Annotated in this window: 14 protein-coding genes and 1 pseudogene; 9 read left to right on the forward strand and 6 right to left on the reverse strand. The window is 62.8% G+C overall.

From position 1 onward, the window contains the following. Positions 1-432 (reverse strand): annotated as a pseudogene (locus AAFM29_RS11180) (hypothetical protein); the annotation flags it as partial. Positions 433-611: 179 nt separating this feature from the next. Further along, positions 612-2,393 (reverse strand): aspartate--tRNA ligase, encoded by a 1,782-nt coding sequence (aspS, locus tag AAFM29_RS11185; protein ID WP_341712883.1) that lies wholly within the window; start codon positions 2,391-2,393, stop codon positions 612-614. Between the two features lie 180 nt (positions 2,394-2,573). Between aspS and rnd the strand changes: the two genes are divergently transcribed. Both rnd and AAFM29_RS11195 read left to right on the forward strand, forming a co-directional pair. Continuing rightward, positions 2,574-3,776: a ribonuclease D gene (gene rnd, locus AAFM29_RS11190; RefSeq protein ID WP_341712884.1), complete on the forward strand. Its 1,203-nt coding sequence runs from the start codon at positions 2,574-2,576 to the stop codon at positions 3,774-3,776. Next, positions 3,773-4,669: a hydrogen peroxide-inducible genes activator gene (locus tag AAFM29_RS11195; protein WP_341712885.1), complete on the forward strand. Its 897-nt coding sequence runs from the start codon at positions 3,773-3,775 to the stop codon at positions 4,667-4,669. Before rnd ends, AAFM29_RS11195 begins: the two co-directional genes overlap by 4 nt. Positions 4,670-4,694: 25 nt before the next feature. On the opposite strand, the gene AAFM29_RS11200 is transcribed toward AAFM29_RS11195, so the two are convergent. Next, entirely contained in the window at positions 4,695-4,943 is a 249-nt protein-coding gene (locus AAFM29_RS11200) for a hypothetical protein (protein ID WP_341712886.1), read from the reverse strand. 60 nt (positions 4,944-5,003) lie between these two features. After that, positions 5,004-5,597, reverse strand: a complete 594-nt coding sequence (gene pgsA / locus AAFM29_RS11205) for a CDP-diacylglycerol--glycerol-3-phosphate 3-phosphatidyltransferase (RefSeq protein ID WP_341712912.1) — start codon at positions 5,595-5,597, stop codon at positions 5,004-5,006. A 111-nt stretch (positions 5,598-5,708) separates the two neighbouring features. On the opposite strand from pgsA, the gene AAFM29_RS11210 reads away from it, so the two are divergent. After that, positions 5,709-7,025: an MFS transporter gene (locus AAFM29_RS11210; RefSeq protein ID WP_341712887.1), complete on the forward strand. Its 1,317-nt coding sequence runs from the start codon at positions 5,709-5,711 to the stop codon at positions 7,023-7,025. A 3-nt stretch (positions 7,026-7,028) separates the two neighbouring features. Here AAFM29_RS11210 and AAFM29_RS11215 read toward each other — a convergent pair whose 3' ends face one another. Then, on the reverse strand, positions 7,029-7,205 hold the full coding sequence (locus AAFM29_RS11215; protein WP_341712888.1) for a hypothetical protein: 177 nt from the start codon (positions 7,203-7,205) through the stop codon (positions 7,029-7,031). Between the two features lie 155 nt (positions 7,206-7,360). Here AAFM29_RS11215 and AAFM29_RS11220 point away from each other — a divergent pair, with 155 nt between their 5' ends. Further along, on the forward strand, positions 7,361-9,028 hold the full coding sequence (locus tag AAFM29_RS11220) for a thiamine pyrophosphate-binding protein (protein WP_341712889.1): 1,668 nt from the start codon (positions 7,361-7,363) through the stop codon (positions 9,026-9,028). 4 nt (positions 9,029-9,032) lie between these two features. Here AAFM29_RS11220 and AAFM29_RS11225 read toward each other — a convergent pair whose 3' ends face one another. Continuing rightward, a complete protein-coding gene (locus AAFM29_RS11225) occupies positions 9,033-9,440 on the reverse strand; it encodes an EVE domain-containing protein (RefSeq protein ID WP_341712890.1) in 408 nt (135 codons plus the stop codon). Between the two features lie 200 nt (positions 9,441-9,640). On the opposite strand from AAFM29_RS11225, the gene AAFM29_RS11230 reads away from it, so the two are divergent. The 5 genes from AAFM29_RS11230 to AAFM29_RS11250 are packed head-to-tail and all read left to right on the forward strand — an operon-like array spanning position 9,641 to position 14,882. Beyond that, positions 9,641-11,275: an EAL domain-containing protein gene (locus AAFM29_RS11230; RefSeq protein ID WP_341712891.1), complete on the forward strand. Its 1,635-nt coding sequence runs from the start codon at positions 9,641-9,643 to the stop codon at positions 11,273-11,275. Between the two features lie 49 nt (positions 11,276-11,324). Further along, entirely contained in the window at positions 11,325-12,134 is an 810-nt protein-coding gene (gene dapF, locus AAFM29_RS11235; RefSeq protein ID WP_341712892.1) for a diaminopimelate epimerase, read from the forward strand. After that, positions 12,131-13,306, forward strand: a complete 1,176-nt coding sequence (locus AAFM29_RS11240; RefSeq protein WP_341712893.1) for a MiaB/RimO family radical SAM methylthiotransferase — start codon at positions 12,131-12,133, stop codon at positions 13,304-13,306. The genes dapF and AAFM29_RS11240 overlap by 4 nt, the downstream gene beginning before the upstream one ends. Next, entirely contained in the window at positions 13,303-14,229 is a 927-nt protein-coding gene (gene ftsY / locus AAFM29_RS11245; RefSeq protein ID WP_173213978.1) for a signal recognition particle-docking protein FtsY, read from the forward strand. Before AAFM29_RS11240 ends, ftsY begins: the two co-directional genes overlap by 4 nt. Continuing rightward, on the forward strand, positions 14,229-14,882 hold the full coding sequence (locus AAFM29_RS11250) for an inner membrane-spanning protein YciB (protein WP_341712894.1): 654 nt from the start codon (positions 14,229-14,231) through the stop codon (positions 14,880-14,882). The genes ftsY and AAFM29_RS11250 overlap by 1 nt, the downstream gene beginning before the upstream one ends. Positions 14,883-14,886 lie beyond the last annotated feature (4 nt).

Here is a 14,886-nt window from a genome sequence, read left to right on the forward strand (position 1 = left end):
TTGCAGGCCCGCCGCCTCGTGATCGTTGCGACCGACCACGGTCGAGGTGCCCGACACGTCTTCACGCGTCTGCGAGGTCCAGGACGCGGAGGAACCGACTGCGACCTCTGCCGCTTCACCTTCCCCGCGCGTCGCGTCGAGCGTTGCCTGGGCGGCCTGTTTCTGCTCCTCTGGATCGAGCTTACAGGCGATCGCCGCAGTCAACTGATCGGTCAGGCCTTCGATCGGCACAAAACCGTAATTGACGCCTGCCCGCGTGGCCGCATCGCCCGCCAGCGAGCCGAGAATTCCGCCGGCAATCGTCGAACCCCTGCTGCGCGACTTGCCCTTGGGGCAGCCATCGGTGGTGGTTTCAGGGGCCGTCGGCGAGGGTATCCGGTTCAACAGGCCGCTCAGCTGGGCTTGCGATGGCACCGCAAGACCTACGGCCACGCCCGCGCCGAGCACAGCGTGAAAGGCGCGCCGCAATGCGCGCACATTTCTGGAGCAGTCGACTGTGGCCATTCGATCGAAACCCTGGACGCAGCGGGTCGGCCCGCAGGCGCCAAGGCTAAGCCGGACGATGGGTAGCGTCAATTGCGGCGGGCACCCAATGCCCCGCCCCCACGACCTCAGGCAGTCTTGGGGGCTTCGACGGTACGAATGTGCACATCGCGCAGCTGGCGCGGCTCGACCTGGCTGGGCGCGCCCATCATCAGGTCCTGCGCCTTCTGGTTGAGCGGGAAGGCAATCACCTCGCGGATATTCGGCTCGTCGGCCAGCAGCATGACGATACGGTCGATACCCGGGGCCGAACCGCCGTGCGGCGGTGCGCCGAGCTTGAACGCCTCGATCATGCCCGAGAAATTCTCGTCGACCGATTCCTTGGAATAGCCGGCGATTTCGAACGCCTTGTACATGATGTCCGGGCGATGGTTCCGGATCGCGCCGGAGCTCAGTTCGTAGCCGTTGCAGACAATGTCGTATTGCCAGGCCTTGATAGTCAGCGGATCCTGCGTCTCCAGTGCTTCCATCTCGCCCTGCGGCATCGAGAAGGGGTTGTGGCTGAAGTCGACCTTTTTCTGCTCTTCGTCGTATTCGAACATCGGGAAGTCGACGATCCAGCAAAACTTGAAGCAGCCTTCCTCGATCAGACCAAGTTCCTCGGCCACGCGGGTGCGCGCGGCGCCTGCCAGCTTCGCAGCGTCCTTTTCCTTGCCCGCTGCAAAGAAAAGCCCGTCGTTTTCGCCCAGGCCCAGTTCGGCATAGAGCTTCTCCATGCCTTCGGTGCCGTGGTTCTTGGCAATCGGGCCACCAAACTCGCCACCCTTGCGCGTGACATAGCCAAGGCCAGCAAAGCCTTCGCGGCGCGCCCAGTCGTTCATGTCGTCGAAGAACTTGCGGCTCTTCTCATGCGTGTTGGGTGCGGGGACGACGCGGACGCGACCGCCCGAACCAACGATTTTCTCGAAGAGGCCAAAGCCCGAAGTGGTGAAATGATCGGTCACATCGCTGATCACCAGCGGATTGCGCAGGTCAGGCTTGTCGGTGCCGTATTTGAGCATCGACTCCGCATAGGGAATGCGCGGGAACGTGCCCGCAGGGGTCACGGTCTTGCCGTTCGCAAATTCCTTGAACACGCCTGCCAGCACCGGCTCGATCGCCTGAAACACGTCTTCCTGCGTGACGAAGCTCATCTCGAAATCGAGCTGGTAGAATTCCGGCGAACGGTCGGCACGCAGGTCTTCGTCGCGGAAACAGGGTGCGATCTGGAAATAGCGGTCGAATCCGGCGACCATCAGCAGCTGTTTGAACATCTGCGGCGCCTGCGGGAGCGCATAGAAGCGACCCGGGTGGAGGCGACTGGGCACGAGGTAGTCACGCGCACCTTCGGGGCTCGACGCACCGAGAATAGGAGTCTGGAATTCGGTGAAGCCCTGATCCTGCATCCGGCGGCGCAGGCTGGAAATAACCTTGCTGCGCAGCATGATATTCGCATGCACGCGCTCGCGACGCAGGTCGACAAAGCGGTACTTGAGGCGCGTTTCCTCCGGATAGTCCTCGGCCGAGTTCACGATCAACGGAAGGTCGTCCGCGCGACTTTGCACCGTCACGCCGCGGGCGAAGACTTCGATCTCGCCGGTCGGCAGATTCGGGTTCACCGCCACATCGGCGCGTGCCTTGACCGTGCCATCGATCGTGACGACCGATTCCAGCTTCAGCTTTTCGAGGACAGGAAGCGCCTCGCTGTCGCTGTCGGCCACGATCTGGGTGATTCCATAGTGGTCACGCAGGTCGACAAACAGCACGCCGCCATGATCGCGCTTATTGTGCACCCAGCCCGACAGGCGGACGGTTTCGCCGACATCTGCCTTGGTCAGCGCGGCACAGTTGTGGGTACGATAGGCGTGCATCTAAAATCTTTCCATTTTCGGAGCTATGGCGCTAGGGGCGCGGCGCGAGCGCTCCTCTAGCAGGAATCGCGCGCGCTAACAGGGCAAGCCCGGCTTTTTGTCAAGCTTGGGAGGCACTGCAGGAATTGGGTCTCCCGTGGCCCGGGGGCGGCACTCCGCCCGACAGACAGAAAAGATACGATGAAGATACACGACCTGATTACCACGACCGAGGCCCTCGCCGACCTGTGCGAGCGGCTGGCGAAAAGCGATTTCGTCACGGTCGACACCGAATTCATGCGCGAGAACACCTATTGGCCCGAACTGTGCCTGGTGCAAATCGCCAATGAGGAAGAGGCTGCGGCAATCGACCCGCTGGCCGATGGGATCGATCTCGCCCCGCTGTGGGACCTGATGTGCAACAATGAGGATGTGCTCAAGGTCTTCCATGCGGGCGGGCAGGACGTCGAAATTGTCTATAATTTCACCGGCAAGACCCCGCATCCGATCTTCGATACGCAGATCGCGATGATGGCGATCAGCCAGTCCGAACAGATCGGCTATGCCAACCTCGTCGAAAGCTGGCTGGGCCTGACGATCGACAAGGGTGCGCGCTTCACCGACTGGAGCCGCCGCCCGCTGACCGACCGGCAGATCGAATATGCCATCGGCGACGTGACGCACCTGTCGGAAATCTTTCCCAAGATCCTGCGCAAGCTGATCAAGACCGGGCGCGGTGCCTGGCTCGATGCAGAGATGGAAAAACTCGCCGACCCCGGCAACTACGCCAACGATGCCGGCCTCGCCTGGCGGCGCATTCGCCAGCCGGGACGGAATCCGTCAGTGCTGGGCCGGTTGAAGGCGCTTGCCGCCTGGCGCGAGAGCGAAGCGCAGCACAAGAACATTCCGCGCGGACGGATCATGCGGGACGAAACGCTGGCCGATATCGCCAGCCACCCGCCCAAGAAACAGGCCGACCTGACAAAGGTCCGCGGCCTGTCGAATGCTTGGAAAGACAACGACATCGGCAAGCGTCTTATGAAGATACTTGAAAAGGCCGAGCCGCTGCCGAAGGAAGAGATGCCGGAAAAGAGCAAGCCCGGTGCACCGCTAGGCAAGGAAGGCGCGCTGGTCGCCGACCTGCTCAAGCTGCTGCTCAAGATCCGCGCCCGTGAAATCGACGTTGCAGCCCGGCTGCTGACACGCGCCGACGAGATGGAAGCCCTGGCCGCCGGCGTGCGCAACCTGCCGCTGCTCGAAGGTTGGCGCTATGAGGTGTTTGGCAAGGACGCCCTCGAACTGGTCGAAGGCAAGCTGGCCTTCGCAGTCAAGAACGGCCGCCTGCTGATGACCCACGTCGATGAAGTCCGTGCAGGCATGCTGGAGGCGCAAGCAGCGGAGTGAGTACCTACCTCCCCACCCTGAAGCAGCTGCAATACCTCGTCGCATTGCACGAACATGGTCACTTCGGCCGCGCTGCCGAGGCGAGCTTCGTTTCGCAGTCGACCCTGTCGGCGGGCATTCGCGAGCTCGAATCGCTGTTGGGCATCACCCTGGTCGAACGCAGTCGCCGCGTGGTCCGTTTCACGGCGCTGGGTAACCAGGTGGTCGAGAAGGCGCACCGCATTCTGCGCGAGGCAGAGGAGCTGGCCGACCTGGTCCAGGCCGCGGGCAAGCCGCTGGCGGGGCAGTTGCGGATGAGCGTGATCCCGACGATCGCGCCTTTCCTGCTGCCGCGTTTCCTTCCGCGCCTGCGCAAGGAGCGCCCCGATCTGCAGCTGTTCCTGCGCGAGGAGACCAGCCACGATGCGGTCGAATCGCTTCAGCATGGCCGGGTCGATTGCGTATTGCTCGCCCTTCCCTTCGCCACCGGCGAGGTGGAGAAGGCGCATATTTCGGACGACGACCTTTACGTCGCATTTCCCAAGAACGATCCGCGCGATCCGCCCGAAGTGATCCCGCCAAGCATGATCGACGAAGGGCGCCTGTTGCTGCTTGAGGACGGGCACTGCCTCAAGGAACACGCGCTGGCGGCCTGCAATCGCCCCGAACTGCGCGCTTCGGCGACCATGATCGGCACCAGCCTGCACACGCTGGTGCAGATGGTCGACAATGGTCTGGGTCTTACCATGCTGCCGAAGATGGCGGTCGATGCAGGCATCTTGAACGGCACCGACGTCGTCGCCCGCCCGCTCAAGAGCAAGAGCGCAACGCGCGAGATCGCCCTGATCTGGCGCAAGAATTCGCCGCGCCGGGATGATTTCGAACTGCTGGCAAAGGAACTGCGCGCCGGGTGAACGCCGCAGGCGGGCTTCGACAGAATCAGGCGGACATGCGCGCCTTGAGGAAGCGGTCGGCCTTCTTCACCGCGATGATCGGAACAATCACGCTCAGCGCAATGCCGCCCAGCGAACAGGCCGCAATGTAGATCGCCATCGGAGTGCCGCCGGAGAGGTAGAGCCCGTAAATCACCGGTGCCGCCAGCACGAGCCCACGCACTTCATTGAGGATGAAGGCAAAGGCGCCGACCTTGAGAAGCGCGGATAGGAACAGGTGGAGCGAAGCACTCATGTGCCCGCTTCTGACCGCAAATCCTTTATAAATCGTCGACTCACCGCTGGGCGGTCGAGACTAGTCCATGTGCTTGAGGCCGACCCGCAGGTAATCCCAACCAGTGATCACCGTGAGCGCGGCGGCGGCCCAGAGCGTGGTCAGGCCAACCGTATGCGGCACATTCGCAGCGATATCGCCGACTGTCATGGTCCAGCGCGGCAAGCCCTCGCCCAGGATCAGCGAGCCGAGCGCAACCATCTGGAATGTTGTCTTCCATTTGGCCAGGCGGCTGACCGGTACCGAGACCTGCAAAGGACCCAGGAATTCGCGGAGACCCGACACGGCAATCTCGCGCATCAGGATGATCAGGCCCGCGATAACGTGGGCGTCGCCGACATAGGGCCCCCGCAAGACATTCTGCGCCGCCAGCACCAGGATGACCGCCGCCACCATGATCTTGTCGGCAATGGGGTCGAGGAAAATGCCGAGCTTCGAAACCGTACCGCTCGACCGCGCAAGATAGCCGTCGAAGTAGTCGGTGATGCCCATGGCGCAATAAAGCGCGAAGGCGGCGAGGTAGCCCTGCTCCCATCCCGGCCACCATAGAAGGAAGGCCAGCAGGGGTATCGCAACGATCCGCGACAACGTGAGGATATTGGGCAGGGTCAACATCGCTACCCTGTCTAGCGCCAGTCGGCCCATCGCAAAAGTCACCGAATGTCCTTGTCCGCGAACGTGATAGCTCTACACAGGGGGCGAGACGAGGCTGTGCCCCGGGGGGACATGAATACCAGTACCGATTTGCTGCGTTCGAGGCGTTTCCTGCCGCTGTTCATCACGCAGCTGTTCAATGCCTTCAACGACAACCTCTACAAGACCGCGATGGTCCTGTTCGTCGTTTATCAGGTGTATAGCGACGAAAGCACCGAAGCGGCCTTCAGCGCGCTGGCATCGGGCTTGTTCATCCTGCCCTTCTTCATCCTTTCGGCGCTGGCCGGCCAGCTTGCCGATATGCGCGACAAGGCGCGGATCATCCGCATCGTCAAATTCTGCGAGATCCTGATCATGTTCGTCGGCGCGGTCGGGCTGACCCTGGCCTGGAAGGGCATTGCGGTCGACAGATTCGCCATCCCGCTGTTGCTGGTCGCGCTCTTTGCCATGGGGGTCCATTCGACCTTCTTTGGACCGATCAAATACGCCATCCTGCCCCAACACCTACGGCGCGATGAAGTATTGGCAGGGACCGGCTGGGTCGAAGCTGGGACCTATGTCGCGATCCTTGCCGGAACCATTCTGGCGGGCTGGATCCCCGTCGAGGTTGCGGCGGTCGGGATCGTTGTCACCGCTGTGATCGGGTGGATCGTCAGCCTGCAGGTTCCCGCGGCACCCCCGCAGGGCCAGCCGGAAAAGCTCGACTGGCATATACTGCGCGCCTCGGTCCGGCTGGTGCGGGACACGATGCACAATGCCGAAGTCTATTATGCGATCCTTGCGATCAGCTTCTTCTGGACCATCGGCGCCGTCCTGTTCATCCAGTTCCCACCCTTGGCGAAGAACGTGCTGATGGCGTCAAAAGAGGTCGCCAGCCTGTTCCTGGTGGTATTCTCAGTGGGCGTAGCGGTCGGCTCGGTTGCCGTGAATCGATTGCTCAAGGGTTCGGTTTCCGCCCGCTACGCCGCTCGGTCGGTGCTGATGATGGCCTTCTTTGTCCTGGCCTTCTATTTCGTGTGCAAACTGTGGCAGGCCGACGCGCCAACGGAGCTGCTCGGTGTGGCAGACTTCGTTTCCTGGCCCATGGCAGCCGTCCTGCTGCTCTGCCTGCTGGGCGTTGCCATTGCCGGAGGCATGTTCGTCGTCCCGCTCTATGCTTTCCTGACGACCCGGGTAGCTCCGGAAAAGGCATCGCGAACCATCGCGGCCAACAATATCGTCAATTCGGGAGCTATGGTGATCGGATCGCTGCTGGCTACTGGGCTGAGCGCCGCGGGAATCCCGATTGTCGAACAGGTCCTGATGTGCGCCGCCATGTGCCTGTTCTCGGCATGGCTGGGCGGCCGCCTGCATCGCGCGGAAGACAATGCTGCCACGCCGCTGACCTAAACGTCAGGCGATGAAGGCGAGCACTGCGGCAAAGGTAGCGAAGTAGGTCGTCGCAACCCCGCGGATATCGCTAGCGGTCAGTTTCCAATCGACCGGTGCGCTGGCCGGAAGGTCTGCAAATGCAGCTCTGCGGGAAGGCAGCATCATCCGCAACCAGTGACGGGCCGACTCGGTGGTCAAGACAAGTGAGCGTCGCATGTTGTGGAGTTAACGCTTTTTTAAGGGATTGGTATCCCGTTGACTCGCGACTGTCCCGTCCTGGTACTGCCCAACGGAAGCGACGCCCGGATATCCACGATTGCACGCCCCCGCATCGCAAGCTAGTCGCGCAGGCCATGAAAGCACCTGCCACTCCCGCCGCTGCGCGGCTGCTCGTCGACTGTCTTATCGAACAGGGTTGCGACCGTGTCTTCACCGTGCCCGGTGAGAGCTTTCTCCAGGTGCTCGACGGTCTTGGGCAACAGGATGCGATCGAGGTCGTGACCTGTCGCCAGGAAGGCGGCGTAGCCTTCATGGCCTGCGCCGATGGTGCAATGACCGGGCGCCCCGGGGTGGCCTTTGTCACCCGCGGCCCCGGCGCGACCAATGCCAGCATCGGCGTACACGTGGCTATGCAGGATTCGCAGCCGATGATCCTCTTCGTCGGCGACGTGGACAGCGAGATGCGCGACCGCGAGGGCTTTCAGGAAGTCGATTTCTCTGCGTTCTTCGGTCCTGTGGCGAAATGGGCCGCGCGGATCGATTCTGCCGACCGGATTCCCGAATATGTCGCACGTGCCTATGCCACGGCGATCTCGGGACGCCCCGGTCCTGTGGTTCTCGCCTTGCCGGAAGACATGCTGAGCCGCGCCACGGACGCAACGCCGCGCCCGCGCGTCGAGCGCCCCGCCCAGGCTCCCTGCCCCGACGCGATCCAGGCGATGATGGCGCTGATCGGCGATGCCGCGGCACCCATCGCAATCATTGGCGGTGCAGGTTGGAACGCCAAGGCGCGCGCGCACTTCCAGCTTTTCGCCGAACGCCTGGGTATCCCTGTCGCGACGGCTTTCCGGCGGCAGGATGCCATTGAGCCTTCGAGCCCGGTCTATGCGGGCAACCTGGGCTATGGTCCCAATCCCAAGCTCGTCGAGCGGGTAAAGAACGCCGACTTGATCCTGGCGGTGGGCGCACGGCTGGGTGAGGCGACCACCGATGGCTACACTGTCCCGCCACTGACCGCCAAGGAACGCAAGCTGATCCACGTCCACCCCGATGCCAATGAGCTTAACCGGGTTTACCCGGCAGACCTCGCGATATGCGCTGGCATGGACGAATTCGCCGAAAGTGCGGCGCTGTGGGACGAAGGTGATGTCTTGTCCTTCGACGCCGGCGCCGAAGCGCATGCCGAATGGGAGGCATGGGCCACCCCCCAACCAAACGGCCACCCGCTCGACATGGGGCAAGCGGTCGCATTCATGCGCGAAACGCTGCCCCCCGATAGCATCGTCTGCAACGGCGCCGGGAACTTCGCCGGCTGGTGGCACCGCTATTGGCGGTATGCCGGATTCCCGAGCCAGCTTGCCCCCACTTGCGGCGCCATGGGCTATGGCGTTCCGGCCGCAGTTGCCGCCGCCTTGCGCCACCGCGACCGCACGGTCGTGGCCGTGGCGGGTGACGGTGATTTCCTCATGAACGGGCAGGAACTGGCCACCGCTGTTCAACATGGCGCCGACCTAATCGTTATCGTCGTCGACAATGGCGCCTACGGCACGATCCGGATGCACCAGGAACGTGAATTCCCAGGCGAGGAACGCATCAGCGGCACTCGTCTTGCCAACCCCGATTTTGCGGCGCTGGGTGCGGCATATGGAGGCTGGTCCGCCCGCGCCGGGACCACGGAGGAATTCAAGGCTGCCCTCCTCGAAGCGCAGAACCTAAAGGGCCTGCGCCTGATCCATTGCACAATCGACATCGAGCAGCTGGCAGCAAGTGGCGCAACCGTTTCAGGCCTGCGCAATCGCTAGGGCTTCAAAGCCCTCCCATCTCGCGGATCACGGCCCATTCGTCTGGCCGAATTTCGGCCACCGAGAGGCGTGACAGCTTGATCAGCTCGCAATCGGCGAGCCGCGGTTCAGCCTTGATCGCCTTGAGCGTAACGGGATGCGGCAGCTTTTCCACGGGCTTGACCTTTACCGCCGCCCATTTGCCGGTGTCGTCGGTGGGATCACCTATGCCACTCACGCTGATCTTCGCGATGCCGACGATCTCGAGACCGATATTCGAGTGATAGAAGAAGGCCAGATCGCCAACTTCCATCGCAGCAAGATTATTGCGCGCCCTGTAGTTGCGCACTCCGTCCCAGGTGCCTTCGCCTTCCGCGACGAGGTCGTCCCATCCGTAGACGTCGGGTTCCGACTTCATCAGCCAATAACGCATCCTGAAATTACTCCGTTTGATTCCCGGGGTTTGTCTGACTGCGACCTAGCCCGCACGATCCCGGCTGGCCAGCCCCGGCAGGTTAACCGCTTTTTAGCTCAACAGGCCTAATCACGCAGGGGTATCGAAACCAGGGGGCTCGATTGGCCGGAGGGACCACATTTCAGGGTAGCGGACATGGAACTGGATCGCGCAGCCTATTGCATCGCGGCCAGCATGATCTTGTTACGCTCGGCATCGCCCTGGCAGCCATTATTCTGTTTGTCGGTACGGCCGGCGTGGCATTGCCAACACTTGTCCGCAGTTGGACCGGAAATTCCCCTTCGCCTGACCTGGCGCTGACCAATGCACTCCTACTCAATATCGCCCTGATCCTGTTGGGCTGGAACCGCTATAAGGCGTTGAACACAGAACTGGTTCAGCGGCGTAAATCGGAAGAAGAAGCACGCCGCCTTGCCGATATCGACCACCTGACCGGCTGCCACAATCGACGCAGCTTCACCACCGCCCTCGGCGAAATGCTGGCCAGCTGCCCCGGTGGCGATCGCGCATTGGCGGCTATCGCCGTCGACCTCGACAATTTCAAACAGGTCAACGATCTCAACGGCCACCAAGCAGGTGACGAAATATTGCGCACCACTGCCGCGCGAATTCTCAAGCTCCTGCCGGAAGGCGGCCTACTTTCGCGCCTCGGTGGCGACGAATTCGTCTGTGTCGTTCCCTACCACACGCAGGTGCCCGAGCGGATCGACCAGCTGGCCGCGCAATTGACTGATGTTGTCGCCAAACCCGTCCAATATGAGGGCGTATCAATCGACGTCACCATGTCGATCGGGATCGCGTCGAGCATCCAGCTTGACCAGACCGGACTAGGATTGGTTTCTGCGCAGAAGCTGATGCACAAGGCGGACATCGCCATGTATCATGCGAAAAAGCAGGGCAAGAACCGCTTCTACTGGTTCGAACCACCGATGGAGAACGAACTTCGCTTCCGCAATGAGCTCGAAGCGGGGATCCGCCGCGGGATCGCGCTGGGAGAGTTCCGCCCCTATTACGAGCAGCAAATCGACCTGGAAACCAACCGGCTGACCGGGTTCGAAATGCTCGCACGCTGGGAATCGCCGGAGATGGGCGTGGTCGGCCCCGATATATTCATCCCCATCGCGGAGGAAATCGGAGTGATCGGGGAGATGAGCGAGAAGCTTATCGCCCAGGCATTCGAGGACGCCAAGCAATGGGATCCCGACCTGACGCTGTCGGTGAATATCTCGCCGGTGCAGATGCGCGATCCCTGGTTCGCCCAGAAACTGCTCAAGCTGCTGGTGAAGCACAATTTCCCGGCGCACCGTCTCGACATCGAGATCACCGAAAGCTGCCTGCACGAAAACATCGGCATGGTTCGTTCGATGATCACATCGCTGCGCAACCAGGGCGTACATGTCAGCCTGGACGATTTCGGCACTGGATACTCCAGCCTGTCGCAGCTTCGCAGCCTGCCTTTCGACCGACTCAAGATCGATCGCAGCTTCATTTCCGAGCTCAAGGAAGACGAGCATAACGGCAAGTTGGTCGATGCGATCATATCGATGGGCGACGGGCTCAAGCTACCGATCACCGCGGAAGGCGTGGAGAACGAGAAGGTGCTCGATGCGCTGCGGCGCATGGGCAAGCTCAAGGGCCAGGGATATCACTATGGCCGCCCGGAACCGGCAGACCAGGTTCTCGCCCGGCTTGAGAAACACGACCTGCTCGCAAAGCCGTCATCCGACAATGTGACCGAAGTCGATTTTGGTTCGCGCGGCGAACGCAGGGGTAGCGGGGTCAAAGCCAGCTAGCTCGTCGACACTGGACGCTGCGCCCGCCAGTGCATAGATGCGCATCCCGATGCGCGTTGATTTCACCAAGATGCATGGGCTGGGTAACGACTTTGTCGTGCTCGACGCCCGCGCCCATGCCTTGCCCTCGATCGGCAACGCATTCGCGCGCGCCATTGCCGATCGCAAGACGGGGATCGGTTGCGACCAGTTGATCCTGCTCGAGCCGAGCAAAACCGCCGATTTCCGGATGCGGATATTCAATGCCGACGGCGGTGAGGTTGAGGCATGCGGCAACGCCAGCCGCGCGGTCGCTCTGTTGCACGGCTCGCCTGCCACCGTCGAAACCTCGGGTGGCGCCATCACGGTCGAGCCGCAGGGACACGGCGCGACGGTCGACATGGGCGAGCCGCGCTTCGATTGGGACGCGATCCCGCTGGCCTATGGTATGGACACCGCCCTCATGCCCGTCGGCTGGGGCGATCTCGATCGCCCCGGCGCGGTCAATGTTGGCAATCCGCATGTGGTTTTCTTCGCGGAAGACACTGATGCAGTCCCGCTCGACGTGCTCGGGCCGGAGATCGAGCATGATCCGCTGTTTCCCGAACGCGTCAACGTCAATGTTGCGACTATCGTGGATCGCCGCCACGTCCGCCTGCGCGTATGGGAACGCGGTGCAGGCCTGACCCGCGCCTGCGGAACCGGGGCCTGCGCCACCGCCGTCCACGCCATGCGCCGCGGGCTTGTGGAGCGCGAAGTGACTGTCACTCTCCCTGGGGGCGACCTGACGATTGCCTGGGGCGACGACAATCGTATCCGCATGACCGGCCCTGCCACCGAATCCTATCGCGGCAGCTTCGAATGGGACGACTTCGCTTGAGCGGCACGCAGGTCATTTCGCTCGGCTGCCGACTCAATATATCGGAGAGCGAACAGATCCGCGCCATGTTGGCGCAGGAACAGGACCTGATTGTCGTCAACAGCTGCGCGGTCACGTCCGAGGCGGTGCGCCAGACCCGGCAAGCCATTCGCCGCGCACGGCGCGCCCATCCCGCGGCACGCCTGCTAGTGACCGGCTGTGCGGCAGAGGTCGTGCGCGACCAGATCGCCGCCATGCCGGAGGTCGATGGATTGATCGCCAACACGGCCAAGCTCGATCCCCGGGCTTGGAACGTTCCCGCGGACACCCCACCCAAGCCGCAAGATCGCACTAGGGCCTTCATTGCCGTCCAGAACGGCTGCGACCATGCCTGCACCTTCTGCGTCATTCCGCAGGGCCGCGGACCGAGCCGGTCGCTGACCATCGCGCAAGTGCTGGGCGAGGTGGAGCGCCACGTCGCCCACGGCGCGCCCGAAGTGGTGCTGACCGGCGTCGATGTAACCAGCTGGGGGCACGACCTGCCCGACACACCACCGCTCGGCGAGCTGGTGTGCGCAGTGCTTTCGACTTTCCCGGAACTGGCCCGGCTGCGCATGTCCTCGCTCGACGGGGTTGAGATCGATCCGCTGCTGTTCGAGCTCTTCGCCAGCGAAGAGCGGCTGATGCCGCATCTGCATCTCTCGCTACAGCACGGGCACGACCTCATCCTCAAGCGGATGAAGCGGCGGCACCTGCGGCGCGATGCGGTAGAGCTTGTAGAGCGTCTTGTAGACCGTCGCCCCGATCTCGTAGTGGGCGCGGATCTTATTGCAGGCTTCCCGACCGAGACCGAGCAACACCACGCGGCCAACCTGTCGATCATCCGCGAGCTGCGGATCGTCCATGGCCACATCTTCCCCTATTCACCCCGCCCCGGCACACCTGCTGCGCGCATGCCGCAGCTTGAGCGCGAGGAGATCAGGCGCCGTGCCGCCGAACTCCGCGCAGCCACCACACATGTTCGCGACGAGTGGCTGGCGTCGCTGGTCGATAAGCCCCAAAGCGTCCTCGCCGAGCGCGACGGGACCGGCTACACCCCGAACTTCGCCCGCGTTGCCCTGCCACTGGGCACAAGGCCCGGTGACATCCTCACCGTGACGCCAACCAAGCATGAGAATGGCCTGCTGCAATGAGTGACAAACCGAGCTGGACCGAACGCCTGTTCGGCGGCTTCCGCAAGACATCAGAGAAGCTGACCAGCAACCTCACCGAGGTGGTCAGCAAGGCGCGGCTCGACGACGCAACGCTCGACGATGTCGAGGATGCGCTGATCCTCTCGGACCTCGGCCCCAGCGCGGCCGCGCGCATTCGCGAAAAGCTGCGCGAGAAGCGCTTTGGGCTGGAAATCAGCGAGAAGGAACTCAAGGAAGCCGTCGCGGAGGAAATCGCCGCGATCCTGCGCCCGGTCGCCAAGCCACTCGAGATCACCGCCTTCCCGCGCCCGCAGGTGCTGCTGGTGATCGGCGTCAACGGCAGCGGCAAGACCACCACCATCGCCAAGCTGGCGCACCTGTTCCAGGAAGACGATTATCGCGTGATGCTGGCCGCGGGTGACACTTTCCGTGCGGCAGCGATCGGCCAGCTCGCGACCTGGGCCGAACGCGTCGGCGTGCCGATCGTGCGCGGGCCCGAAGGCGGCGATCCGGCGAGCATCGTGTTCGACGCGGTCAAGCAGGCAACGGAGGTCGGAACCGACGTATTGATCGTCGACACCGCCGGGCGCCTGCAGAACAAGCGCGAGCTGATGGACGAACTGGCCAAGATCCGGAAAGTCCTCGGCCGCCTCAATCCCGAGGCGCCACATGACGTGGTGTTGGTGCTCGATGCCACCAACGGCCAGAACGCCCTCGCCCAGATCGACGTGTTCAAGGAAGTCGCGGGCGTCACCGGCCTGGTCATGACCAAGCTCGACGGCACTGCGCGCGGTGGCGTACTGGTGCAGGCGGCAGAACAATACGGCCTGCCGATCCACGCGATCGGCGTGGGCGAGAAGATCGACGACCTGCGCCCCTTCGACCCTGACCTGGTCGCACGCGTGATCGCGGGAGTGGCGTGATGGCAGATACCCAGGCAGCAAAGCCCAGGCCGAAGTCCGGCTGGCTCAATATCCTCGTCGATTATGGCCCGCTGCTGGTCTTCCTGGGCGTCTACAAGTTCTACCAGCCGCCCGCGGATTCGACTTTCGGCGAGATCGCGGCGGTGATCTACGGGACGATCGCCTTCATGATTGCGGCTGTCTTTGCGCTGGTCTTCAGCAAGCTGAAATTCGGCCATGTCTCGCCGATGCTGCTGCTCTCGACCGCACTGATCGTTGGGTTTGGCGGGCTGACCATCTGGCTGCAGGACGAACGCTTCATCCAGATCAAGCCGACCGCGATCTACCTGCTGTTCGGCGTGCTGCTGGTTGGCGGGTGGCTGCGCGGCAAGGCGCTGCTTCAGGTCCTGCTCGAGGCGGCATTCGAGGGCGTCGACCGTGAAGGCTGGCTCAAGCTTTCACGCAACTGGGGATTCTTCTTCTTCGTCCTCGCCGGCCTCAACGAGGTCCTGCGCCTGCAACTGAGTTTCGAAAGCTGGCTCTGGGCCAAGCTGTGGGTGTTCATGCCACTGAGCTTCCTGTTCACTTTCACCCAGATCCCGATGTTGCTGAAGCACGGGCTGGCGCTGGAGGATGAGGCCGAGGTTATGACGGACGAACCGCCAACCGCATGACGCA

This window comes from Erythrobacter sp. (assembly GCF_038133525.1).
Taxonomy (GTDB): domain Bacteria; phylum Pseudomonadota; class Alphaproteobacteria; order Sphingomonadales; family Sphingomonadaceae; genus Qipengyuania.

Bases quoted from the DNA above. Each gene is read 5' to 3' on its own strand.
- ftsY (WP_173213978.1), top strand. From the start codon at position 13,303: ATGAGTGACAAACCGAGCTGGACCGAACGCCTGTTCGGCGGCTTCCGC.
- AAFM29_RS11250 (WP_341712894.1), top strand. From the start codon at position 14,229: ATGGCAGATACCCAGGCAGCAAAGCCCAGGCCGAAGTCCGGCTGGCTC.
- AAFM29_RS11220 (WP_341712889.1), top strand. From the start codon at position 7,361: ATGAAAGCACCTGCCACTCCCGCCGCTGCGCGGCTGCTCGTCGACTGT.
- AAFM29_RS11225 (WP_341712890.1), bottom strand. From the start codon at position 9,440: ATGCGTTATTGGCTGATGAAGTCGGAACCCGACGTCTACGGATGGGAC.
- pgsA (WP_341712912.1), bottom strand. From the start codon at position 5,597: ATGTTGACCCTGCCCAATATCCTCACGTTGTCGCGGATCGTTGCGATA.
- AAFM29_RS11210 (WP_341712887.1), top strand. From the start codon at position 5,709: ATGAATACCAGTACCGATTTGCTGCGTTCGAGGCGTTTCCTGCCGCTG.
- aspS (WP_341712883.1), bottom strand. From the start codon at position 2,393: ATGCACGCCTATCGTACCCACAACTGTGCCGCGCTGACCAAGGCAGAT.
- rnd (WP_341712884.1), top strand. From the start codon at position 2,574: ATGAAGATACACGACCTGATTACCACGACCGAGGCCCTCGCCGACCTG.
- AAFM29_RS11200 (WP_341712886.1), bottom strand. From the start codon at position 4,943: ATGAGTGCTTCGCTCCACCTGTTCCTATCCGCGCTTCTCAAGGTCGGC.
- dapF (WP_341712892.1), top strand. From the start codon at position 11,325: ATGCGCGTTGATTTCACCAAGATGCATGGGCTGGGTAACGACTTTGTC.